We start from the raw sequence: 23,103 nt of genomic DNA on the forward strand, positions 1-23,103 counted from the left end.
GGTGACCGTTTGAGCCCGGCAGCCGGGATCATGACGACCCTTTCAATCGAACGACATCGTCACCCTCTGCGACCGCTCCCCAAGATCTGTGCCAGACCCGCAAACTCGTCGACGTTGACACCGCTGGGGCCAACTTCCGCTGGAGCTACGCGTGGTGATCGTCGAGACCGATTCCGATCCCGCCCGGTGGCTCCCGTTGCCGCTGAGCGTCACCAAGTCGGGCTTCGCGCAGTGGCTGGACCGTCAACTCGACGCCAACGCCCTGTTCCATGGGCGCAGGCTCACTTGGCGTGAGAAGCGGCAGATGAAGAAGTTCCTCGCGGGCTCGGCGGCGATGCTGCGCGACCGCGTGGAGGCCGACCAAGCGTTCGTCTTCGGCCCGATGCCGCCCCAGGCCGCTCCCCTGATCTTCTTCACCAAGCAGTTCGCCGGCGCCGAGAAGCACAGCCCACGACACCTGGGCGTGTTGGCCGAGCCCGACCCCACGGGCTTCAACCTCGGCGATCGGGTGGAGACCGTCGCCTTCATATCGCCGTACTTCGGCGAAGGGCTGCGCTGCCTGCGGGGTTGGACCGGCCCCGGATGGCACGCCGATGCTCTCGGTCACGTACGCCTGGAACTGACGAACGTTGGCCTCGTACCGCCCAAGAACGGCACCTTTCACTCTCACTTCTACAAGCCTTTCTCACATCAGACAGGCGAGGAGCAACCGTGTCGGACCTGATCGTCGACTTTGACCTGCTCAGCACATCTGCAAAACAACTCAATGCCATTCAGTGCGAGTTCAGGAACCTCGGCGAGTGGAAGGACGATATCAAGACGGTTGTGGGAGCTTCTGAACTAAAAGATGCCATGACTGAATTCATCGACAACTGGGACGACAACCGCAAACGCCTGTTGGAGTCGCTCGAATCGGTCGGCAAGATGGTCGAGGGGACACGGGACTCGTTCAAGAGCCTCGACGACGAGCTTGCCAAGGCCGGAAAAGGGAAGAAATAGGAGCCGTACGTCCCGTTGCACGCCGGCTGAACACTTCTTCTGGGGGAGAAATGGCACGACCCAAGGACTGGCGCCCGCTGCGCGAGAGCGATCCCGTACCCGGGGATCCCGAAGGCGTCCGTGACCAGGTCACGCACATGAAGAAGATCGCCGAGTTCCTGCGTGCGCAGGCCGCGGCGCTCACGGCGATGGCCGACGCCGAAAATCTCAAAGGCCAGTACGCCGAGAAGATGGGCGAAGACGCCCGCGGACTGGGCCGCAAGCTCGACGAGGCGGAGGACCGCTATCGCGAGGTGAAGGGGCACCTGTCCAACTGGGCGGACGAATTGGAGGATTTCCAGCGGAAGGCTGACAAGGCCCTCGGCGACGCCCAGGACGCCCAGCGCATCATCGACCGCCACGCGGCCAAGACGGATGACAAGTCGGCCCCCGAGAAGAAGAAGGACAGGGATAGCGGGGAGGAAGGCGATTCCCCCGCAGAAGATCCAGAACTCAAGTGCGCCAAGGAGGACTTGGAGGACGCTCGGGCCCGCGTCAACACGGCGGCCGGTGACTACGAGGAGCGAGCCGGTCACTTCGCGGGCAAGATCCGGTCGTCCATCGACGACGACATGAAGGACAGTTTGTGGAATGACATCAAGGGGTGGGTGGCTGACGCCGAATGGCTCGGGGATTGGGCCGAATATCTGAGCTGGGCCGCGACGATCGTGGGCATCGCCGCCATGTTCTTCCCTTTCCTCGGCCCTCTGGCACTCGCGTTGACCATCGCCGTGACTCTGATCCATCTCACACAAGCGCTCACCGGAAACGGCTCATGGTTCGACGTCATCATGGACATCGGCGCGCTCAAAATGGCCCGGAACGGCATAAGAGCTGCCAAAGCGGTTAAAGCCCTTCAGGCGAGTTCCCGTAAGACTGCGGCCGGGCTGGCCAAGGAAAAGGCCGCGGCGCAGACCGCACGAGGAAATGCAGGAGCGAGGAACACTGCGGCACGCGCCGAGCGCAGGCGTGGCGGCACTTCGAGCAAGACCCGCGAAAAGGCCCGTGCTCGCCGCCTACGCTTGGAAGGACAGAACCGAACGGCTGGAAAGCGTGCGTCCGACGAGGTGCGCGATGCTGATATGCCGCAGATCAGCGCGCAGGAGACAGTGGGGGTGCTGGGTGACAAGGCACTCGGTCGCCAGATGAAGGACATTAAGAGGTTGCGGGACGAATACCCGGCCAACAGCACACTCGCCGACAACGCGCGGCAGGCCGAGCGTCACGCGGACACGGTCAAGGGTTCGTGGGGCGTCTCTACTGGACTGGACGGGGCCGACAAAGGCGGGGATTTCGTCACCGATGGCGAGTACGGCAGGATGAAGGACCGAATGACCGCACCCGTAGGCTCGCAATGGTAAAGGAAACCCGCCGATGACCGACGACCTCCACGCCGGGGAAAGCAACCGGGCCAACCTGCAAGTCCAGCGCCTTCACTACGGCATGGCAGCCGTCAAAGTCGTCTTTGTGCTGGCTCTGCTGCGCATGTTCGCCGCACCCATGACCAAGGACTTCTTCGACGAGGAACTGATCTCGATGCCGACCTGGGAGTGGGCCCTGTGCTCGCTCACTCCGGGAGTCCTGGTCTTCTTTGCTCGGCGTCCAGAGGGCTGGGCCGTACTGGCAGGTGAGCGAAATTTCCTCAGGATTCCACTTGGCTTCTACTTCGTGTACGGGCTTGCCTTCGCCGTCCTCCAAGGCGTGTGGATCCTGTGGATCGCTGTAGCCGCAAGCGTCGGATCCTTCGCGGGCATCCGTTACCTCAACAGCAAGGAAGCCGCCCATGGCCACTGACCAAGCCACCACCCCGGTCACCGGCTACCGTCTCCTTCTCCCAGACCAGTGGGCCCAAGTCCCCCTGCGCCACGGCACCGAGGAAGCTGTACACCGCATCTTGGATGACGCGTACACCCGGATTCCCAAGGACGCGCCACCCGACAAAATTGGCCCGTACAAGCGGGAGTTGGCTCGAAGGTTCCAACAAGGCGTCGCAAAGGCCCAGCAGACCAAAGGCCTTGACCTCTATCTGCCGGTGAAGCCCATGAGTGGCAGCGCGTTCAATTTCAGTCTGGGTGCCTCGATCCTCGTCTCGGAGAGTTTGCTCCCACGACACTCAGGGACGAAAAGCGCGGGCGAACCAACCGACGTGGCCGTGCAGTTGCTGTCGCGGGACGGAGTGGAGGGGGCTGATCTCAGTTCTGGAGTGATCGACAGTGCCCTCGCAGTGCGCCACGAGTACGTGGCCGCAGCAGCACCGGACCGGGGCACCGAGCTACCCTCCCGGCGAGTGGAATACATCGTGTCCGTACCGGGCGACCCCGACCGCTGGTTCGTGGCCGCTTTCTCCACCATCGGAGGTGGAGACCCACGCGACGAGCTGGCCGAGGCTCTTGTCGAGTGGTTCGACGCCGTGATGGCGAACTTCCGCTGGAGGCGGGGATGAGCGAATTCTGGCCGATCATCGACATCGAGTACGTCGACGCCTATCCCTGGGTCATTCTTCCGCCCCGTGGCGGGCCTTTGGCTCCGATGGAAGAGTGGGACGACATCCAGGCTTGGTGCCACGAAAGAGCCGAGGACCTCTGGCTGGACCGTGAGCTTGATCCCGGTCCCAACGGCGTGGACTTCGTCGGCACCACTCTCACTCGCTGCGCCGAGGCCTTCTGCCCACCGGACTCGCAACACTGGCTCTTCCTCCACCTCGACCACCCCACCGACCTCCCGATCCCCGTCTGCGTGGCCATCGGGCCTGCGCAGCGCCCCCGCGAGGAGACCCTCCGGGCCCTGACCCTGGCGGACGATCCGGAGGCCGTCGAACCGCCGGTCGTCAAGACGTTCAAAGCTGAACGGCTGGGGGAAGGACTCACGACCTTCCGGTACGTCCCGCAGGACGACTCGCCGCATCTGCTTGCCTGCGTGCGTTACGCCTGGCAGGTCGAGGAGCACGGGGCCGACGTCGTGATGTGGACCGCGCTCGATGACCTCCCGCGCCTCATCAGCGCCTCCGAGGATCTGGAGAACCTCGCGCACTCATTGGCGATCTGGATTCCCTGAACCGAGACACCACGGAAGCGATGCAACGGCCTTGTGGGGTCGCCGTCAGGCGGCCGCAGGTGGAGGGCCGGCCTTGAGTACCTCGACGAAAGCCGCAAAAGTCTTCGGCGGAAAGGTGAGCGTGGCATGGGCCGGGGCTTTTGAGTCGCGTATGGCCACTCGGACTGAGTGGGGGGGCTATCTCCACGCAATTGTTGCCGAGAGTTCCAGGATGCCGGTGAGCTGGGCGCGAGAGGTGGCCCGGTTGCCGACCCTGACGCGCAAAGCCAGGTCGTTGTCCGGGAGTTCGGGGGCTCGGTACGAGAAGACGCCGCGGGCGTAGTCCTCCGTCTGAAAGACGGCCGGGGACGTGCAGGAACTCGATGTCAAAACAGTACGTGGCGTGGTGTTCCAACTCGGCGATGTCCAGGAAGGAAAGCGGCAGCAGGCCTTGGTACTTCTCCCACCAACCGCGTGTCCGTCCGGTCGCCATCGCCACCAGCGCTTCAGGCAACTCCTCGTCCGTGCAAACGTAGTTGGCGGCAAGCCGACGCACGGTGTCCTCACTCATGCCCACGATCCCGGACTCGATCTGACTCAACCGTGCCGAGCCCGTTCCCAGAGCAGCGGCTGCCTCACGCCCCTTGAGCCCTGCGGCCTCGCGTAGTTTCTGTAGTTCTGCGCCGAGGCGCCTCTGACGCCCGGTGGGTTTCACTGGGATCCAGGAGAACCGCACCGCTCCGTCCTGCCACAACCGGCTGCGGCACAGCCACCGCCCGCCATCCCGCCGCACACTCCTCAACCCCCACCTCTGCAACGGAGTTCACCCATGTCCGAAATCGACACCGGTGTACCCGGCGTCCTCCGCGAAGCCGACGCCCCCTGGGAATACCTCCTCTACATCCCGCACGACCTCCGCGCCGTCACCGTCTGCCGCCGCACCGTCCGCCTGGTCCTCACGATGCACTGCCTGATCCGCCTCGCCGACGTCACCGAACTCCTCGCGACGGAGTTGGTGTCCAACGGCGTACGGCGTACGAAAGGACCCGTGGCCCTGCGACTGCACTGGCAGGCCGGCGTGTTGCGCGTCGGGGTGTGGGATGCCAATCCCCAGCCGCCCAAACCGCCTCCCTCGGCAGCGGAGTTGACGCGGCTCACGCACCTGGAGGACGGACGCGGGCTCGCCCTGATCAGTTCCTGCGCCAACCTGTGGGGCTGGCAGCCGCTGACCAGGGGAGGTCTGCGAGGCAAGTACGTGTGGGGCGACCTCGTCGCGGGCTAGGTCGTCGCGGGCTAGCTGATCGCAGACGCGTCAGACCCGCCCGCCCGTGGCCTCGTACTCCCGGTCCCAACGGCTCTGCCGTACGCCGCCCCACGTCCCCATCGCCACCGCCGCCACCAGGAGATACGCCAGCAGCTCCCCGTACGACGCCGTGTCCACGTCTTCCACCGGTCGGGCGACGCCCTCGGGGTCGTACCGAATGCGCAGGGTCGCTCCCTCCGAGACCGACTTCCTGCAGCCGTCGCCCTCTGAGAGTGAAGGCCAGATCGCGGGCCCGCCGGATGCCCGTACCAGGCACCGGTCGGTCTTGCCCTCTTCCTTGTGCACGACCACGGCCTCGGTCCACTGGCCGCGATCCGCGAGGCCCGCCTGATCGCCCGCCTGCTTGCCGATCACTCCCAGGGCCACCCCCACGACGACGGGCACGATGAACTGCCACGCGACCTTTCGTTGCCTGAGCGGAATCCTGCGCAGCCACAGCAGGGGGACCAACACCGACGTGAGCGGCAGCACAATCAAGGCAAGCAGTAGAGCCGCGCCGCCGAACGGGTTCCGCAGAGGTGCCGCGGGGACGAGCCAGGCCAGTCCTGCGGAGCCGCCGGCACACGCCAGGGCGCAGAGCGACCAGCGGATCATCGTGATCCGCAAGGCGATGTCCGTGTCCCTCTCGGCTGTCGGAGTCACGCCGACTCCCGAGCATCGTGCCGGTCATGGACAAGACGGCTGCTCAGGTGATGAAGCAGCGGGGGGCCAAGTACGGCAGCGATGGTGAAAGCGGAGAACAACCCCACAGCTCGCGCCATGGGACTCTCTGAGAAGACTCCGGCCAGGAGAAACGCACTGAAGAGCGGAATCACGATCGCCTCGTCCCAGCCCTTGCCGATGTGTCCGCTCGTCGCCCTTCGCACTGCCTTGCCGGGCAACGACGACATCCTTTCGGCATCGCGTCCGAGTTCGTGATGCTCCCACCAGAGGTCTGGGTTCTCGGTGTGGCGGGTGGTGTTCGCCGGTCGGAAGATCTCCTCGGACACGGGAAGCTGAAGCGCCTCCACGAACTCCGTCCAGCGCTGTTCACCGACCAAGCCAGCGAACCACCACCGCCATGGCAGCAGCCCGCGCGCCCTACCGTCACCGTCACGCAGTTCGATGCCCAGATACGCTCGCGTCTTCGGATGGGTCAATCGCACCAACCGTGCGATTCCGTGAGTCCCTCGGAGCGCGTACCACCGCTCCTCCCCGAGAGTGTTGGTCAGCACCACGTCACCGGGCAGGATCTGGACGGCCGCTGTTTCGCGGAATCGGCGTGTCGCGCCGGCGCCCGGTTCGGGAGACGGACTGATCACACGGGCATGGGCAAGCCGTTCGTCCCCCCGGGTACGCCACCAGGCCAGCACACGCACAGCGACATCGCTGCCCGGTAGCAGGAACAGCGCCACCGCCGCGAAGAGAAAGCCCCAACCCTGGCCGCCTCCTGTCGAGATGGCGAAGACAAGAGCGAAGAACCAGCCGAAGATCCCGATGCCTCTGATCCAAGCGTGCCAGAGGAGTTGGCCCGTACTGCCGGCGCAGTCGTAACGGCCGCCTCCTGGGCTTGCGAAAACCTCGCGTCCCCAAGGCTTCTCGCTCACCGTCATGGGGATACGAAGCTCGTCGACCAGCTTCTTCAACCCTGTCCGGCTCAGGCAGTCCAGCGGTTTCATCCGCGCCGTGCCAATGACGCCTGCCTCGGGAAGCCATTGGGCGAGCGGAACTTGGAGTACGTAGCGCCCCTCCGCATCCACGAAGACCAGGACCCCCCAACGCGCCGAAGGATGCTTCATCGTGGTCTCCCAGACATCAGCTGGTGGGAAGAACACTGCCCGACGGATTCCCTCACCCCCGACCGGGTACCGCTTCTCCCGCGCCCGACGGTCCTTGACGACCAGCGTTTTCCCCTGGGCATGAACGCGTGCGCTGCGTACGACGTCGAGAGCGGGAGAGCACATGCCCTTGGGACGCAGCATCGGCTCCTGAAGCGCCTTCTCGCCCTTGGACTGCTCAACCACTTACTCCACCCACCCCAAAGACCCCGCGATCGCATCGCACAACCGCTCCATCGGGCCGAACATCCCAGTAACCGGCGCCGAGAACGAGAGCGTCAAGTAACCCACCCCGCCAGGCATCCGGACATGGACGTCGAGCGTCGTGGCGCCGAGGACCCGTACGGCAGGGCCCGCTGGGAGATTGACCGTCGACACCTGGTCCTGTGTGCGGCTTTCGGGTTGGCGCGCTTCCAGCCAACCCGCGTACTTCCGCAGATCAGCCGGTGTCTCGCCCAGCGGCATCAATGACACCAGGAGTGAGGCCGGCATGCTGCCGTCCTGGAGGACCGTCAGGAGGAAGAACTCCAGGGCGCCGCGTGCCCGGCCGGCTTCCGCGGTGTTGCGCAGGGTGGTCCATACCTTCCGTGTGAGCTCCGCGGAGACATGCCGGCCCTCCGCCTGGTGGTCCACGAAGGTCTTGAGCTGGGCGCGCCAGCGATCTTGCGTGAGATCGATGCGGAACCACTCCCGCGGGACCAACAGCCGGTAGTCCCGGGGGACGCTCACCGGTGAGTTCTCCGAGGGGCTGCTCACCGGTGGCGACGGATCGGCCTCTGGCGACCGTGCCTCCTTCACCCCGGCATCACCAGGGGCGCTCCCTGCTCGTCGAAGAAGCGGACACTTTTCACGATGCCGGCGAACATGGCGGAGAAGACGTCCCAGCCTTCGATCGTCGGTGTTCCCATCTCCAGCACCAGAACGGTCCCGTTGTCCAGTGGAACCTGGACCTGTATGAAGGAGGTCCATATCGGCTCGGCCTGACCTGACTCCGTCAGGCTGCCGTCAACACTGGCCGACCGGTTGCCGACACACGTCACCGCCGGGCCACAGGGCAGTTGCACTTCACTGATCTGTCCGAGCTCCAAGTGCCGCATCGTGGACGCGATGAAGCCCGCGGGATTTTTACCGGCCCGCTCGTCCAGGTCCATAAGGCTCACGTTCACCGTGGCCGTGCAGCGCACGCCGTCGACTTCCGTCGTGACGAAGCCGGCGTACTGAACACCCGCCTCTATGAAGTCGTCGTAGTTCGCGGCACACATCGCAGCCCACTGCAGCTGCACCTCCTCGTCGGCACCGGGCAGAGTCTGCCTGGCCAAATCGACCAACTGGTCGGCGAGTTCGTCAAGGTCGTCGGCCTCGAAGGGCAGCTCGAAGAAGCCTTCCTCGGGCATGATCCACCGGACCTCCACGCCGCCACTTCCCACGAGGCGGCGCGGGGCTTCGTCAACCGTGTCAGTGATCGTCATCCGAACCTTCACTCTCACAGCTTTCAGGCTGTCCGAGGGGATCCGCCTCGGGACGGAACTTCGCCGCGAAAGGATAGGGGCCGTAGTGCGGGTAGTGAGCCGGGACGTCGGCTCCTCCTCGTCGGGCGATGTGCGCGATCTCCCGGTAACTCCGCGCACGGGCCCGCAGGTTCTGCCGTACGGGATCGCCCCAGACCGACAGCGCACTTCGTACGAAGAAGAGAAGCTGAGCTCCGACGACGGCACCCGCGATGGTGAGATAGACCGTGCGGGCAGCGCTGGTTTCCCAGTACTGCGCCACTCCGCCCCAGTAGACCGCTGCCGCGGAGCCCACGAGCGCCAAGGGCACTCCGTGCACGAGGCCCGCTTTGAACATGTCCTCTTCGTCGATATGCCGGCGATGCAGCATTGCGAGCACCGCCCGGTCGTCCAGAAAGTCGAACCGAAGCTCCCGGCGTGCTTTCTCCGCGGCCTGTTTCGCCTCGGGGACGGTGGAGAGCACCGAGCCACCGACCAAGGTGACGACCTCACCGCCCCGGCGTCCGACGAACTCCCATTCACCGAAGTCGCTGTTGCCGCTCCGACTGCTCGTGTCGCTCAGGTCACCCATGGGTAGCTGTCCTCCTTTCCTAGGCAGCCAGGGCCGCGTTGAACGGCTTCGGCGAGACAGTCGGGGCAGGCCCGGGTGTAGCGGTCGGAGTGGGAACGGTCGTGGGGGCGGGCCTGGGTGAAGGTGCAGGCGTGGGAACGGGGATCGGGGCGGGTGCGGTGTTCTTGGGCGGTTCCTGATATCCGGTCTTCTCACCGTTCTCACCGCTGAACATCCTGTGGAGGGCGCTACCGAGACCTGCCCCCTTGATCACACCTGTGATCTTCTTGCCCTCGATCACCGCGTTGCGAGCCGTTCTGCCCAGAACCTTGTTGACGAGCTTGACGCTCACCCCGTTCAGGAAGTTGTGCCCCACGCCATCGAGTGCGGCCAGACCACTGAACCTGAACTTCGCCAGTCCTTTGACACCCTTGAGAGCCTTGAACCCCTTCAGCGCGCCAAGCCCGGGCAGCACTCCCAGCGCATCGGCGCCCAGCTTCAGCCAGTCGACCTTCCCGCCGCGCACAGTCATGTCGTACGCATGGCCGGCGAGCGCTGCCGCACTGGCCAGTACGGCGAGGGTCGCGAATATGGGAACCAGGAACTGAAGCGGGGGGACGAAAGCGCAGATCACTGCAAGCACGGACAGGACGGCCGAAATGTTCGACAGCATGTCGGCCCAATCCGCAAGGAAGTTCATGAAACCGCCCGGGTCCCGGACCGCGTCATGGTGCACGACGTTCCGGATATGGCGAGCAGCCTTGTCCCCAGCATCGTCATAGATCTCCCGCGCCTCTTTCACCGCCTTCCGGGCACCCCCGATGCGATGCAGAGCGTCGTCGCGCTTCTTCTCCCAGCGATCGAAGTCGTCCTTCTCAGCAGGGGGAATATTGAGAGTCGGGTACTTTTCGGTGTACTTCTGCACCTCTCGGTCCGCGAGGTCATGATCGGTCTTGGCGTCGAGATAATCACTCAGCGCCTTGTCCGCTTTCCGCTGCGCCCGGCGCATTTCGCTGGCGAACTCGTCCGAACTCCCCTCGCGTACGTCCTCCCCGACGGCCTTGGCGGCCTCGTCATAGCGCTCGAAGGACTTCTTCAGCTTGTCCGAGGTGTCGCCGGCTATTTCATGGAAGCCTCTGCCGGCTTCACTGTCCCAGCCCTCCACCGACGCAAGAGCCTTGATGACCCGGGACTGCTCCTCGATCATCTCGGCCATTTTGCGCAGCTTGCGCCCCAGTTCGGCTACTTCTTCGGGATCGCCCGGCGTCGGGTCGTCATGCCACAGTGGCGGCCAGTCGGCATCCGTCCTGCTCATTTCTTCCCCTTACCCTGCGCCTTGGCATCCCGGATGGCTTCTGCCAGCTTGTGGTCGACTTCCTCGTACGCCTTGGCGGCGGTGGAGGTGAACTCAGCCAACTGCTCAAGTTCCTTCATCAGTTTCTTCCGGGTCTTCTTCCAGGTGTCCCCGAATTCCGAGAAGGCATCTTTCAGCCCGCCATGCCCCACAGCCTGGCCATACTCGTCCGCGGGATTACCGTTCCGCTCGAACTCGTCATGGATCTTGCCCAGGTCGCGTGAACATTTTTTGATGGCGGCAAGATCCGCCTTTATATGGTCCCCCATGAGTACTAACTCCCAGTAGTTGATACGCTCTCGCCGGACCGATTCCGTTCCGCATCGGCAAGGAGAGTCCCGACGTGACATCCAGAGGCAAGCAGCGCCTGATAACGGACCGCCTCGGCATCCACGCCGAAGCCGGCGAATGGTGCTGGATCGAGAAGATCCCGCAGCCGCCGGCGGACGTGCTCCAAGCCGCCGGCAACCCCCGGCTCCGCCCGGCCAGGCTGCCCGCGTTGGGCTTGGTCGGTGCAGTGCTCGGTGCGCCGTTCATGCCGCTCGTCATGCTGTTGAGCCTTCTGTCCGACGCGGAGGAAGCCGTCAAGCGCTCCCTCGGCACGAAGGAGGAGAAGGAGCGGTGGCAGGCCAAGAAGGAGGAGGACCGGCGCCGGGACGCCGCCATCGCCCAACAGGGCCTCGACAAGGTCTTCGACGGGAACTGGCACGGCAACGCCGGTCAGTTCCTGCTGCGTTGGTACGGCCACTCCACCCACCACCAGCGAATGCTCCTCGCGACGGACGAAGGCATCGCCTTGGCGGCTCCGCCCAAGCGGGTCAGTGTGGGCCGGGAGAAGCACATGCAGATCGTCGCGCGCCTTCCCGCCACCGAAGCGACCCTCGTCGACCCGTTCTCCGGGGAGTTCGAGACGAGGTTGCTGCTGATCCGCTTCCGTGACGGATCCTGGCTGCGAGTCGATACGGAGGAACTCCGCAGCGAGCTTCACATGTACGTGCTCCGGCAGCCGCCGCAGCCGCTCCAGGACAGTTCCCTACGCCCCGACAGCTGACGGGGACACGACCGGGCGCCGCCCGGTGCGGACAGCGTCTGTCGCTGCCGCACCAGGACGGCGCCTCGCCGGCCTGGCTGGGGTGCTTCCTCAGCCACTTCTTCGGCTTGCTTCTTCGGCTACTTCTTCGCCGACTTCGCCAGTTCCTCGTCGATCTGCTCGAACTTGTCGGCGGCCATGGTCAGGTAGTCGCCCATGCCGTCCAGACCGTCCAGCGTGTCCTTCGCGCCGCGGGTGAACTCCTCGAAGTTCTCGTCGAAGGCCTTCGACGAGCTCTTCGTGACGTAGCCGGACTCGACCAGGTTCGCGATGTACTTGCGCAGGCCGTCCAGCTTCTCCTGAAGCTTTTCCTTCTCCTTCACGACATGCTTCGCAGCATCCCGCATGTCCTGATATGTGACATCAAGGTCCTTGGCCATGAAGCCGCTCCCTCGTGAAAGTGCCGCAGGGCCAACCCCCGTGGCTTCCCTGTTCCAACTGGCTGTTCCAACTGGCTGAGGCAGCAGCTTACGGGTGTGGCGCGAGTGGATACATCCCGGTTCTGGAACAGAACCGGGCACGGAACTGTTCAACACCGTTCCGTCACCAATTCACCATAGGGAAGGGCCCTGTCCGCCCCTGTCCACACCCGTTGCCCTTCTGTCATATCGAGCGGATATCGTCACTCCCTACGGTGGTCGGCGTTGCGGAAGCGGCCACGGGGGCCGTTGGGGAGGACAACCGTGCGCCTGACTCTGACCGTCGTCGATCCGTTCGGCGGGGGCACCGCCGACGTCGTGCTCGACGCGGATCCCGAGTCCACCGTCGGGGACATCGCGCAGGAACTGGCGAAGCAGGTCGGCCACAGCGGTGCCCAGATCATTCCCCTTGGGCAGTACGGGCAACACGGGCAACACGGGCAGCACGGGCGCGTGCCCGCCAACAACGCTCCCCTTGTCTATGTGGACGGTTACGCCGTCGACCCGAGTGCGAACGTCGTCGGCTCGCCCCTGCGCGAGGGGGCCGTCGTCAGTCTCCAGGATCCGGCCGGGTGTCTGCCCGGGGAGCCGACCGGGCTCGTCGAGCTGCGGGTCGTGGGCGGGCCCGTCGCCGGGTTCGTGCACCGGCTTGGGGTCGGGCGGTACGACATCGGCAGCGGGCCCGCCTCGTACATCAGGATCGACGATCCCGAAGTCGCCGCCCGCGCCCTCACGTTGTCAGTTGCAACCGATGGCACCTGCCAGGTCGCCGTGCACGGAAACAAGGAAAACGGAGAGAAAGCCGGCGTCACCCTCGACGGCAAGGACATCGCCGACGTCGAAGGCGATGAGTGGCCCCTCGGCGGGCAGATCGCCATCGGTAACTCCCTTGTCGAGCTTGCCCGTTACACCCCTCCGAACGCCGCCCTCAAGTGGTCCGAAGACGGCGTCGGCCTCGACTACAACCGCCCGCCCCGCCTCCGCTCCCCCGACCGGCAGACCAAGTTCCGGCTGCCGTCGCCGCCCCGGGACTTCGAGGCCCGGCCGCTGCCCTGGCTGATGGCGCTGACGCCGCTGGTGGGCGCGATCGTGGCCGTGGCCATTTTCGGGCGCTGGTACTACCTGATCATGGCCGGCCTCAGCCCGATCATGCTCTTCGCCAACTACTTCATGGACAAGAAGCACGGGCGCAAGTCCCATGCGAAGCAGGTCAAGGAGTACAAGGAACAGAAGGCGCGGATCGAGAAGGACGCCCAGGACGCGCTTCTCGCGGAGCGGCAGGACCGGCGGCACGCCATCCCCGATCCGGCCACTGTCCTCTCCCTCGGGACCGGGCCCCGTACGCGGCTGTGGGAACGGCGGCGTACCGACCGTGATCATCTCCTCCTGCGGGTCGGGACAGGCCAACTCCCCTCCGAGGTCGTGCTCGACGACCCCGAGCAGGACGAGCATCGGCGTCAGGTGACGTGGAAGATCGAGGATGCGCCTGTCGCGTTGTCGCTGCGGTCCCTCGGAGTCATCGGTATGGCCGGGCCCGGGGATTCGGCTCGTGCGCTCGGGCGTTGGGCGATCGCGCAGACCGCCGCGCTGCAGAGTCCGATGGACGTCCAGTTCTATGTGCTGAGCGAGAGCACCGCGCAGGACAGCTGGGACTGGGTCCGCTGGCTGCCGCACACCAGGCCGTCCGGCGGGCAGGACGTCAACGTCCTCATCGGGACGGACGCGGAGACCGTCGGTGCCCGGATCGGTGAGCTGACCCAGATCCTCGACGCCCGCAAGAAGGCGGCCGAGCAGAACAAGGGGCAGCGGGCGTCGTTCAGCGACCCGGACATCGTCGTCGTGTGGGACGGGTCCCGGCGGCTGCGGTCGCTCCCCGGTGTCGTCAAGCTGCTGCGCGAGGGGCCGGCCGTTCAGATGTACGCCCTCTGCCTCGACGCCGAGGAGCGGTTCCTGCCCGGTGAGTGCCAGGCCTTCGTCGTAGCCGAGCCCAAGGCCGAGGAGCACACCGACCCGGCGTACGCCACTGGCCAGCCCCAGGGCCAGGGCCAGGGCCACGGCTACGCTCAGCCGCAGGTCGCGGGCGGGTTCCCGTCCTTCCAGGCGTGGCACGCCGTCAGCGACGAGTCCGACCAGCGCGCCCGGACCGACAAACTGCGGCTGCGCGTCGAGGAGGAGAGCGCGGAGCGGCTGGCGGACGTACGGCCCGACTTCGTCTCCGCCGCCTGGTGTCTGCGTCTGGCCCGTTCCCTGTCCGCCCTGCGCGACATCAGCGGCGAGACCGAGGACTCGGCGCTGCCCGGGTCGAGTCGGCTGCTCGACGTGCTTCAGCTGGAACCGCCGACGCCCGACGCGATCACCGCGCGCTGGCGGATGGGCGGGCAGTCGACGATGGCCGTCATCGGAGAGTCGTACGACGGGGCGTTCGGTATCGATATCCGGAAAGACGGGCCGCACGGGCTCATCGCGGGTACGACCGGTTCGGGTAAGTCGGAGCTGCTGCAGACCATCGTGGCCGCGCTCGCCGTCGCCAACACCCCCGAGAACATGACGTTCGTACTCGTGGACTACAAGGGTGGCGCGGCGTTCAAGGACTGTGTGCATCTCCCGCACACCGTCGGCATGGTGACCGACCTCGACGCCCACCTCGTCGAACGCGCCCTCGAGTCGCTCGGCGCCGAGCTGCACCGCCGCGAGCACATCCTGGCCAAGGCCGACGCGAAGGACATCGAGGACTACCAGGACCTGGTGCGCCGGGATCCGGCGTCCCACGCGCCCGTGCCCCGACTCCTCATCGTCATCGACGAGTTCGCCTCGATGGTGCGTGACCTGCCGGACTTCGTCACGGGACTTGTGAACATCGCCCAGCGTGGTCGTTCCCTCGGCATCCACCTGCTCCTCGCCACCCAGCGGCCGTCGGGTGTCGTGTCGCCCGAGATCCGCGCCAACACCAACCTCCGTATCGCGCTGCGCGTGACGGACGGCGGGGAGTCGAGCGATGTCATCGACTCCCCCGAGGCCGGGCACATCTCCAAGAACACCCCCGGTCGCGCGTACGTACGACTCGGCCACGCGTCCCTCGTCCCCTTCCAGTCCGGACGTGTCGGTGGACGCCGGCCCGGAGCGGCGGACCCGGCGGTCCTCATGCCCTGGTCGGGCGCGCTGACCTGGGAGGACCTGGGCCGAGCCACGCTGAAGAAGCCCAAGGTCGAGGCGCGGGAGGAAGAGGAGATCACCGACCTCAAGGTGCTCGTCGACGCCGTGCGCGACGCCAACCGGTCGCTCGGGATCCCGCCCCAGCACAGCCCCTGGCTGCCCGCGCTCTCCGAGACGCTGCTGCTCGACGAGATCGAGGTCCCGGCGTTCGCCGACCACGGCACGGGCAAGCTGGCGCCCGTCCCGTACGGCGTCGAGGACCTGCCGGCCGCCCAGGCGCGCCGCCCGGTCGTCGTCGACTTCTCCACCTTCGGGCATCTGATGATCGGCGGCGCCCCGCGCAGCGGCCGCTCGCAGATCCTGCGTACGATCGCTGCCTCGCTCGCCCGTACCCACTCCACCGCCGACGTCCACCTCTACGGGATCGACTGCGGCAACGGCGCGCTCAACGCGCTGAGCCGGCTGCCGCACTGCGGTGCTGTCGTCAGCCGTAACCAGACCGAGCGCGTCATTCGGCTGGTCAACCGGCTCAAGGGTGAGATGGGGCGCCGCCAGGACCTGTTGGCGGAGAAGGGGTTCGCCGACATCGGGGAGCAGCGGGCCGCGTCGGCGGTGGACGAGCGGCTGCCGCACATCGTCGTACTGCTGGACCGCTGGGAGGGCTGGGTGCCCACCCTCGGCGAGGTCGACCACGGTTCACTGACCGACGAGTTGACGACGATGATGCGTGAGGGTGCGAGCGTCGGTATCCACCTCGTCCTGACCGGTGACCGCACGCTGCTGGTCGGCCGGATCGCCACGCTCACCGAGGACAAGTACGGGCTGCGGCTCGCCGACCGCAGCGACTTCTCGACGCTCGGTATCCCGCACCGGAAGGTTCCGGAGGAGATCCCGCCGGGGCGCGGCTACAAGAACGAGTCCGGTATCGAGACCCAGTTCGCGCTGCTGTCGGAGGACACGACCGGGCAGGGCCAGGCCGCGGCGATCACCGCTATCGGGGAGGCGGCTGCGGCGCGGGACGCCCAAGTCCCGCGTTCCCGGCGGCCGTTCCGGGTCGACTCCCTGCCGTCCCGGATCTCGTTCGCGGACGCGTGGGGCATGCGCGACCCGGAGACCTCCGGTTCCCGGCTGTGGGGGCTCGTGGGTATCGGCGGCGACGACATCACGGGCTTCGGGCCCGACCTCGCGGCGGGTGTGCCGACGTTCGTCGTCGCGGGGCCGGCCAAGTCGGGGCGTTCGACAGTGCTGATGAACTTCGCGCAGTCGTATCTGTCGCAGGGGGTACGACTGGTCGTCGCGGCGCCGCGTCAGTCGCCGTTGCGTCAACTGGACGGTGTGGACGGCGTGTTGAAGGTGTACACCGGGGACGACATCGACGAGGACGACTTCGAGGAGATCATCGACCAGGCGTCGATCGAGGAACCGATCGTGGTTCTTGTCGACGACGGGGAGATCCTGGAGGACTGTGACGCCGCGAGCCAGATGAAGAAGATCGTCTCGCGAGGGGCGGAGCGGGGGCTCGGGCTGGTCATCGCCGGTGACGAGGAGGACGTCTGCAGTGGGTTCAGTGGATGGCAGGTCGATGCGAAGAAGGGGCGGCGGGGGATTCTGCTGTCGCCGCAGGAGTCTTCCAGTGGGGATCTGATCGGGGTGCGTATCAACCGGAGCATGGTGGGGGGGCAGGTCGCGCCGGGCAAGGGGATGTTGCATCTGGGGGACGGGGAGTTGCGTACGGTGGTGATTCCTGGGTAAGTCGGGTTGCGCGGGGGCTTGTCTCGCCCCCGCCGCCCCTACCCGTCCCATCCTGTTCCTGGGGGCTGCGCCCCCAGACCCCCCTACGGCCCTGAACGGGCCTTGTCCTCAAACGCCGGACGGGCTGGAGGGGGGCGGGCCACATCCCCTAACGCCCGACGGCTGGGGGGCGGGCATCGTCCCCTTACGCCCGACGGGCTGGGAATTCAGCGTGTGAGTTGAAGTTGCCAGAGGTCGAGGTAACCGGATCGGAAGCCGGCCTCGGAATACGCCAGGTAGAACTCCCACAGGCGCGGGAACTCCGGAGCGAATCCGAAGGCGGTGACTTCGTCGCGGGAGAGGAAGCGTGAGCGCCACAGAGCGAGGGTGCGCGCGTAGTGGTCGCCCATCTGGTGGCGCCCGCTGATGTGGAGCGAGGTCGGGGCGAGCGCCTCCTCCACTGCGCGCAGCGAGGGTATCTGGCCTCCGGGGAAGACGTACTTCTGGATCCAGGTGCGGACGTCCTTCGTCGCGAGCATCCGGTCGTGGGGCATGGTGATCGTCTGGAGCGCGACGCGGCCGCCCGGCGCCAGGAGGCGGTCGAGTGCGGCGAAGTAGGCCGGCCAGTACTCGGCCCCCACCGCCTCCAGCATCTCGACGGAGACGATCGCGTCGTACTCTCCCTCGGCCTCCCGGTAGTCGCGAAGGTGGACGGTCACCCGGTCGCTCACGCCCGCCTCGGCGATCTGTCCGAGGGCAAGGTCGCGCTGGCGCGGTGAGATCGTCAGGGTGTCCACCTGCGCGCCACGCTGTCCCGCCCGGACGGCCAGGGCGCCCCACCCCGTGCCGATCTCCAGCATCCGTGTCCCCGGACCGACCCCCGCCAGGTCGAGGACGCGGTCGATCTTGCGGATCTGTGCGGCGTGCAGATCGTCGCCGGGGCCGAACAGGGCGCACGAATACGTCATGGACGGGTCGAGGAAGAGCGCGAAGAACTCGTTGGACAGGTCGTAGTGGCGGCGGATGTTGGAGCGGGCACCCTCCAGGGTGTTGCGCTCGGAGTCCGGACGGCTCTGGTCGGCCCAGCGCCGGAACGCGGTGGCGGACCGTCGGGCCGGCCGCGTCAGGCGGGCCGCGACCGGCGTCAGCAGGCCCGCCGGATCGGTGCTCGTCCAGTCACCCGCCATGTAGGCCTCGCCGAAGCCGACGGGACCGACGACGGCCAGCCGGGAGAAGAACTCCGCCGGTCGGACGATTCTCATCACCGGCGAGTCCGGGCCGCCGCGCCCGATGCGCTCCCCGCCGGGAAAGGCCACCCGCACGGGGAGGGAACGCATCGCCTGGCGGAAGATCCGCTCCACCATCCACGCCCGCACCGGGCCATGCGGAGCCTCGCTGAGCAGGGGCAGCGCCTCGGTCACGGGCACGGTCGTGGTCGTGGCGGTGGTGGACGTGGTGGTGGTCGTGGACGTGGTCGTGGTCATCGGGGAGTCCTCACGGCGGGTCGGCGGGGGAAGATCGGAAGGCGGCGCAGCCAGAGCACGATGCCGTGGAGGCGGATCGCGAGGGTGATCCGCTGTGGCAGCAGCGGATGGGCGACGACGGTCCGCAGGACGTCCGCCGGACCGGTCCCGCGGTGGCGGCCGGTGAGGGAGGCGGAGAACACCGTACGGCCGTCCTGGACGAGCGAGACGGCAAGAGAGAGCCGTTCCCCGGGGACGGGCAGCCGCATCCGGTACTCCCCGGCCACGTCCAGGAAGGGCGAGACGTAGAAGGTCTTGGCCGTGCGGGCGTGTCCGTCCGGTGCGGGCTTCAGCAGGTAGCGGTGGTGCTGACCGTAGGTGTTGTGGACCTCGGCGATCACCCAGGCCGGATCGCCCGCCGGGGTGAGACACCAGTAGACGGTGAGCGGGTTGAAGACGTGCCCGAACACCCGCGCGTTGGTCAGCATGAGGACGCGTCCCCCGGTGTGGTCGACGCCCTGGTCACGCAGCCAGGCGTCGATCTGGGGGCGCAGCGGACGGTCCGGTTCTCCGCGGTGGTCGGAGGCCAGGATGCGGGTGAACGGTCGCAGCCACCACGGGTGGACGGGCAGGTCGTCGAGGTCGACCAGCCACAGGTAGAGGCGGTGGTGGAAGACGCGCCGCAGCGGGGTGCGGCGGGTGTGGGTGAGCCGTCCGGTGTACAGGGCCGCGCTCACCACTGGGCCCCCAGCGCCGCCGCCGCGCGTACGCCCGCCAGGCAGCCGTCCTCGTGGAAGCCCCAGCCGTGGTAGGCGCCCGCGTACGCCACGACCGGGCTGTTCAACCGGGAGAGCCTGCGCTGGGCGGCGAGTGTGTCGAGGGTGAGGACGGGGTGCTCGTAGACCCGTCGTACGAGGACCGCGGCCTCGTCGATCTCCGTGGAGCCGTTGAGGGTCACGAGGTAGTCCAGCGGCTCGCTGAGCCGCATCAGCCGGTTGAGGTGGTAGCTCACCAGTACGGAGCCGCCCCCTCGGCAACCCTGTTTGAGGAGGTTCCAGGACGCGTGGGTCCTCGGCCTCGACGGCAGCACGGAGGCGTCCGTGTGCAGCCAGGTCTCGTTGCGCGAGTAGCCGAACGAGCCGAGGATCTGCTTCTCGTCGGTCGTGGCGTCGGTGAGCAGGGCCAGGGCCTGGTCGGCATGGGTGGCGACAACGACCCGGTCGAACGTGTGAGCCGTTCCTGCGTCGTCGATGACCTCCGCGCCGTCGGAATGCCGGGTGATCCCCCGGACCGGTGTGCCGGTACGTACGTCGGGCAGGCGCGCGCCGATCCGGTCGACATAGGTGCGGGATCCACCGGAGACGGTGCGCCACCTGGGCATCGCCCGCGCGCTGAGCAGGCCGTGGTTGTGCAGGAAGGTGAAGAGCGGGACGGCCGGAAAGGCGGCGCTGATGTCCGCGCCGGCGGACCAGACGGCCGAGACCAGCGGCAGGGCGTAGTGGTCGGCGAAGTAGCGGGTGAACCGGTGCTTCGCCAGGAATCCGCCCAGGGTCAGGCCGATGTCCCCGGACACCAGCAGACGGCGGGCCTCGCGGTGGAACCTCGGTATCTCCGACAGCAGATGTAAGAAGGGGCGGCGGGCCGTGTCCGGCCCCGGAAGCAGCCCCAGCCCGCGTCTGCCGCCCGCGTATTCGAGACCGCAGCCGCGGCAGCGGATGCTCATCGACATCTCGCTGTCCTGGGTCGGGACGTCCAGTTCCGCGAACAGGCGCAGCAGCCGCGGGTAGTTGCGCAGGTTGTGCACCAGGAATCCGGTGTCGAGCGACACGAGCCCGCCGTCGGGCGTCGTCACGTCGTGGGTGTCGGCGTGCCCGCCGAGCCGTGGTGCGGCCTCGAACAGCACGACGTCGTAGCGGTGGCGCAGCAAGTAGGCGGCGGTCAGACCGGAGATGCCACCGCCGATGACCGCGACTCTCTCAGATCCCATCGGTGTTCCTCCCGTGTCCGGTGCGGCCGAGGTCGTGGCGGATCAGCGCCGCGGCCGTCAGGGCCGAGCGGGCCGCGCCTTCCGCCGAGTCGATCGGGTAGCTGTTGTGGATCGCCGACCCCGCGAAGTACACGCCCGGTGCCGGCCTGCGGAGGATTCGGTCGGGCCGTAGGTAGTCGCCCACGAGGATGGCCTCGCCGGGGCGCTGGTTCGGCCGCGTCCGCACACGTCGGACGGGGTGTCTCAGGTCCAGGTGGAGGCGGACCTTCTCCATCACGTACTCCTCGTCGGTGCGGTGGCTGAGCGTGCACAGCACGACGCACCGGCCGGCTTCGGGCTGCACCAGGATGTTGATGCCGTCGCGCGAGTAGAAGGCGGGGCCGGGCCCCCGCAGGACCGTCTCGCGGGCGTCGAGGTCGACGGTGAACGCGACGCAGTGGGTGTGGCCGTCCTCGTCGACGGCGTGGTCGATCCGGGACGCTTCGAGGAGCGCCACCATGTCGGGTACGAAGGCCGTGACCACGACCGCGTCGAACTCCTCGGCTCCCGCCCGGGTGTGGACCCGGACGGCGTCGCCGGCCGGCACTATGCGGGTCACCCGGCGGTCCGCCGTCAGCGTCACCCCGCGTTCCCGCAGATGGGCCACCCAAGGGTCGACGAGATACTCGTCGGTGGCCCCGGGGAGCACGAAGGCAGTCTTGGAGCGGAACAGGTTCGCCGCCATGCGGGCCAGCGGAATCGCCGAGTAGTTGCGCGCCGAGCCGTACCGGTTGTCGCCGCGTCCGCTGAAGTGCCGCTCCGCGAGCAGTGGCGACGGGCGCCAGTCCCACAGGACCCGCAGTTTCTCCCGGAGCGGGATCTCCTTCGCCATCATGCGGTAGAGGTGGGAGATCTCCACCCAGCCGGTGGCCTCGGTGTGCGCAAAACGGCGTACGCGGCGGAGGGACTCGTGGACGGTCCGGCCGTCGGGTCCCTTGATCATGCCGAGGATCCTCAGGAGGTGACGGTAGTCGTCCATGAAGAAGCGGGGGCAGTGCTCGCCCTCAGGGCCAACGTCCGCCCGGCCTCCGAAGTGGGCGTCCTGCTCGTAGACGGTGAGTGCGGCGTCCGGGTGGCCGCACAGGGCGAACGCCGTGGTCAGGCCCGCGATGCCGGAGCCGATGATGCAGATTCTCACGCGTCCGCCTCCCGCCCTGTCTCCGGCCCTGCCTCCGCCGACGGCGCCCAACTCGTCCCGGACCGGTGGGCGACGGACGGGAATCCGCTGCCGCCGTCGGATCGGGTCCGTACCGCGAGGATCTGGTGGACGCTCATCCGGTTGCCCTCGAAGGCGAGGGAGGCGCCGGCGAGGTACAGCCGCCAGATCCGTGCGCGGCGGACGCCGAACCGGTGGACGATCTCCTCCCAGGCGGTCTCCAGCTGCTCCGACCAGGCGTCGATCGTGCGGACGTAGTGCTCGCGCAGTGACTGGACGTCCCGGATCTCGAACCCGGCCTTCTCCAGGTGCGCGAGGGTCGTGGGCAGGGGGCGCATGGTCATGTCGGGTGCGATGTAGGACTCGATGAACGCGCCACCGCCCGGCTTCGTCCTGCCGCGCGACATCTGCTGGAGGAGCAGTCGGCCGCCCGGACGCAGTGAGCGGTGGAGCATCGCGCAGTACTCGGGGTAGTTCGCCGCGCCGACATGCTCGCCCATCTCCACGGACGACACCGCGTCGTAGGAGTCCCCGGTGCTCTGCCGGTAGTCCTGCAACCGGACCTCGACGTCGTTCGCGAGGCCCCGTTCGGCGAGCCGGGCGGTGATGTACTCGTGCTGACGCGAGGAGATGGTGATCCCGGTCGCCCGGGCGCCGTGCCGTTCGGCGGCGTGGATGACCAGCGAACCCCAGCCGCAGCCGACGTCCAGCAGGCTGGAGCCCGGATACAGGCCGAGCTTGCGGCAGATGAGGTCGAGCTTGTCGCGCTGGGCGTCGGCGGGACCGTACGCGGGGGCGTCGGAGGTCCACAGGCCGCAGGAGTAGGCCATGGTCTCGTCGAGGACGGTTCGGTAGAACTCGTTGCCCAGGTCGTAGTGGTGGGCGATCGCGGCCCGGTCGCGTCCGGGCGTGTGAACGCGTCCGGTGAGCCCGGCCTCCTCGGCCGGTGGCTTGGGCGGGAGGCCGAAGGCGCCCAGCCGCACGCCGAGCGACACCAGCGCCGGTAGCACCGGCAGCGCGCCGGGGCCGCGGACCCCGTCGTGCCGGACCGTCCGGACGTGCTCGAGGCACGCGCGCAGTGCTTGCCGGAAGTCGCCGTCGACATCGATCCCGCCGGTGACATAGGCGCGGGCCAGGCCCATCTCGCCGGGACTGCGCAGCAGATACCGGACGGCTCTGGGACTGCGCAGCACCAGCGCCGGGCCGTCCTGCGGGCCCGCGCTACTGCCGTCCCAGACGCGCAGTCCGACCGGCAGGTCGGTGCCGAACAGTGTGCGGGACAGCGCGGCGACTCGTCCCGCCAAGCCGTGCGCCAAGCCGTCCGTCGTGCCGTCCGTCGTGGTCTCCCGCAGTAAGGGGGCAAGTCCTTCTTCCGTCACGGCTCTCCTCGGGACGCTGGGCCGAACACCCGCCAATAAAAGGGACGTTGGGGATGTTAGGG

At 67.4% G+C, this 23,103-nt stretch carries 23 protein-coding genes and 1 pseudogene; 9 read left to right on the forward strand and 15 right to left on the reverse strand.

Annotation, left to right across the window (positions count from 1 at the left end):
- Positions 1-151: 151 nt before the first annotated feature.
- From PV396_RS35935 to PV396_RS35960, 6 genes are read left to right on the forward strand one after another with little or no spacing between them, the layout of a single operon-like run.
- Positions 152-724, forward strand: coding sequence for a hypothetical protein (locus PV396_RS35935; protein WP_319211940.1), 573 nt, complete (start codon positions 152-154; stop codon positions 722-724).
- Positions 712-999: a hypothetical protein gene (locus PV396_RS35940; protein WP_319211942.1), complete on the forward strand. Its 288-nt coding sequence runs from the start codon at positions 712-714 to the stop codon at positions 997-999. The genes PV396_RS35935 and PV396_RS35940 overlap by 13 nt, the downstream gene beginning before the upstream one ends.
- 50 nt (positions 1,000-1,049) lie before the next feature.
- A complete protein-coding gene (locus tag PV396_RS35945; RefSeq protein ID WP_319211944.1) occupies positions 1,050-2,399 on the forward strand; it encodes a putative T7SS-secreted protein in 1,350 nt (449 codons plus the stop codon).
- Between the two features lie 13 nt (positions 2,400-2,412).
- A complete protein-coding gene (locus PV396_RS35950) occupies positions 2,413-2,832 on the forward strand; it encodes a hypothetical protein (RefSeq protein ID WP_319211946.1) in 420 nt (139 codons plus the stop codon).
- A complete protein-coding gene (locus PV396_RS35955; protein WP_319211948.1) occupies positions 2,822-3,481 on the forward strand; it encodes a hypothetical protein in 660 nt (219 codons plus the stop codon). The genes PV396_RS35950 and PV396_RS35955 overlap by 11 nt, the downstream gene beginning before the upstream one ends.
- Entirely contained in the window at positions 3,478-4,092 is a 615-nt protein-coding gene (locus PV396_RS35960) for a hypothetical protein (protein ID WP_319211950.1), read from the forward strand. The genes PV396_RS35955 and PV396_RS35960 overlap by 4 nt, the downstream gene beginning before the upstream one ends.
- A gap of 45 nt (positions 4,093-4,137) precedes the next feature.
- On the opposite strand, the gene PV396_RS35965 is transcribed toward PV396_RS35960, so the two are convergent.
- Complete coding sequence (locus tag PV396_RS35965; protein WP_319211952.1) at positions 4,138-4,251, reverse strand: DUF397 domain-containing protein; 114 nt, start codon at positions 4,249-4,251, stop codon at positions 4,138-4,140.
- A gap of 119 nt (positions 4,252-4,370) precedes the next feature.
- A pseudogene (locus PV396_RS35970) lies at positions 4,371-4,792 on the reverse strand (Scr1 family TA system antitoxin-like transcriptional regulator); the annotation flags it as partial.
- Between the two features lie 108 nt (positions 4,793-4,900).
- Here PV396_RS35970 and PV396_RS35975 point away from each other — a divergent pair.
- Positions 4,901-5,353: an ATP-binding protein gene (locus PV396_RS35975; RefSeq protein WP_319211954.1), complete on the forward strand. Its 453-nt coding sequence runs from the start codon at positions 4,901-4,903 to the stop codon at positions 5,351-5,353.
- 30 nt (positions 5,354-5,383) lie between these two features.
- Here the strand turns inward: PV396_RS35975 and PV396_RS35980 are convergent, their stop codons facing one another.
- From PV396_RS35980 to PV396_RS36010, 7 genes are all read right to left on the reverse strand, one after another.
- The gene (locus PV396_RS35980; RefSeq protein WP_319211956.1) at positions 5,384-6,037 is read right to left on the reverse strand and encodes a hypothetical protein; all 654 of its coding nucleotides are present in this window, start codon (positions 6,035-6,037) and stop codon (positions 5,384-5,386) included.
- Entirely contained in the window at positions 6,034-7,398 is a 1,365-nt protein-coding gene (locus PV396_RS35985; RefSeq protein WP_319211957.1) for a hypothetical protein, read from the reverse strand. The genes PV396_RS35980 and PV396_RS35985 overlap by 4 nt, the downstream gene beginning before the upstream one ends.
- Positions 7,399-7,941, reverse strand: a complete 543-nt coding sequence (locus tag PV396_RS35990; protein ID WP_319211959.1) for a hypothetical protein — start codon at positions 7,939-7,941, stop codon at positions 7,399-7,401. It lies immediately after the preceding gene.
- 65 nt (positions 7,942-8,006) lie between these two features.
- A complete protein-coding gene (locus PV396_RS35995) occupies positions 8,007-8,681 on the reverse strand; it encodes a hypothetical protein (protein ID WP_319211961.1) in 675 nt (224 codons plus the stop codon).
- Positions 8,668-9,291 carry a hypothetical protein gene (locus PV396_RS36000; RefSeq protein WP_319211963.1) on the reverse strand — a complete coding sequence of 208 codons (624 nt, stop codon included), beginning with the start codon at positions 9,289-9,291 and terminating at the stop codon, positions 8,668-8,670. Before PV396_RS36000 ends, PV396_RS35995 begins: the two co-directional genes overlap by 14 nt.
- 19 nt (positions 9,292-9,310) lie before the next feature.
- The gene (locus PV396_RS36005) at positions 9,311-10,585 is read right to left on the reverse strand and encodes a putative T7SS-secreted protein (RefSeq protein WP_319211965.1); all 1,275 of its coding nucleotides are present in this window, start codon (positions 10,583-10,585) and stop codon (positions 9,311-9,313) included.
- Positions 10,582-10,893: a type VII secretion target gene (locus PV396_RS36010; protein WP_319211967.1), complete on the reverse strand. Its 312-nt coding sequence runs from the start codon at positions 10,891-10,893 to the stop codon at positions 10,582-10,584. The genes PV396_RS36005 and PV396_RS36010 overlap by 4 nt, the downstream gene beginning before the upstream one ends.
- 74 nt (positions 10,894-10,967) lie before the next feature.
- Between PV396_RS36010 and PV396_RS36015 the strand changes: the two genes are divergently transcribed.
- The gene (locus tag PV396_RS36015) at positions 10,968-11,675 is read left to right on the forward strand and encodes a hypothetical protein (RefSeq protein ID WP_319211969.1); all 708 of its coding nucleotides are present in this window, start codon (positions 10,968-10,970) and stop codon (positions 11,673-11,675) included.
- Positions 11,676-11,794: 119 nt separating this feature from the next.
- Here PV396_RS36015 and PV396_RS36020 read toward each other — a convergent pair whose 3' ends face one another.
- Positions 11,795-12,094, reverse strand: coding sequence for a WXG100 family type VII secretion target (locus PV396_RS36020; protein ID WP_006380729.1), 300 nt, complete (start codon positions 12,092-12,094; stop codon positions 11,795-11,797).
- A 303-nt stretch (positions 12,095-12,397) separates the two neighbouring features.
- Between PV396_RS36020 and PV396_RS36025 the strand changes: the two genes are divergently transcribed.
- Positions 12,398-17,038 (forward strand): FtsK/SpoIIIE domain-containing protein, encoded by a 4,641-nt coding sequence (locus PV396_RS36025; RefSeq protein WP_319211971.1) that lies wholly within the window; start codon positions 12,398-12,400, stop codon positions 17,036-17,038.
- A gap of 206 nt (positions 17,039-17,244) precedes the next feature.
- Here the strand turns inward: PV396_RS36025 and PV396_RS36030 are convergent, their stop codons facing one another.
- From PV396_RS36030 to PV396_RS36050, 5 genes are read right to left on the reverse strand one after another with little or no spacing between them, the layout of a single operon-like run.
- A complete protein-coding gene (locus tag PV396_RS36030; RefSeq protein WP_319211973.1) occupies positions 17,245-18,501 on the reverse strand; it encodes a cyclopropane-fatty-acyl-phospholipid synthase family protein in 1,257 nt (418 codons plus the stop codon).
- The gene (locus PV396_RS36035) at positions 18,498-19,217 is read right to left on the reverse strand and encodes a DUF1365 domain-containing protein (RefSeq protein WP_319211975.1); all 720 of its coding nucleotides are present in this window, start codon (positions 19,215-19,217) and stop codon (positions 18,498-18,500) included. The genes PV396_RS36030 and PV396_RS36035 overlap by 4 nt, the downstream gene beginning before the upstream one ends.
- Positions 19,214-20,467 (reverse strand): NAD(P)/FAD-dependent oxidoreductase, encoded by a 1,254-nt coding sequence (locus tag PV396_RS36040; RefSeq protein ID WP_319211976.1) that lies wholly within the window; start codon positions 20,465-20,467, stop codon positions 19,214-19,216. The genes PV396_RS36035 and PV396_RS36040 overlap by 4 nt, the downstream gene beginning before the upstream one ends.
- Positions 20,457-21,644, reverse strand: a complete 1,188-nt coding sequence (locus tag PV396_RS36045; RefSeq protein WP_319211977.1) for an FAD-dependent oxidoreductase — start codon at positions 21,642-21,644, stop codon at positions 20,457-20,459. The genes PV396_RS36040 and PV396_RS36045 overlap by 11 nt, the downstream gene beginning before the upstream one ends.
- On the reverse strand, positions 21,641-23,014 hold the full coding sequence (locus PV396_RS36050) for a class I SAM-dependent methyltransferase (protein ID WP_416071541.1): 1,374 nt from the start codon (positions 23,012-23,014) through the stop codon (positions 21,641-21,643). The genes PV396_RS36045 and PV396_RS36050 overlap by 4 nt, the downstream gene beginning before the upstream one ends.
- Between the last annotated feature and the right edge of the window lie 89 nt (positions 23,015-23,103).

Source organism: Streptomyces sp. ME02-8801-2C, assembly GCF_033793965.1.
GTDB lineage: Bacteria > Actinomycetota > Actinomycetes > Streptomycetales > Streptomycetaceae > Streptomyces.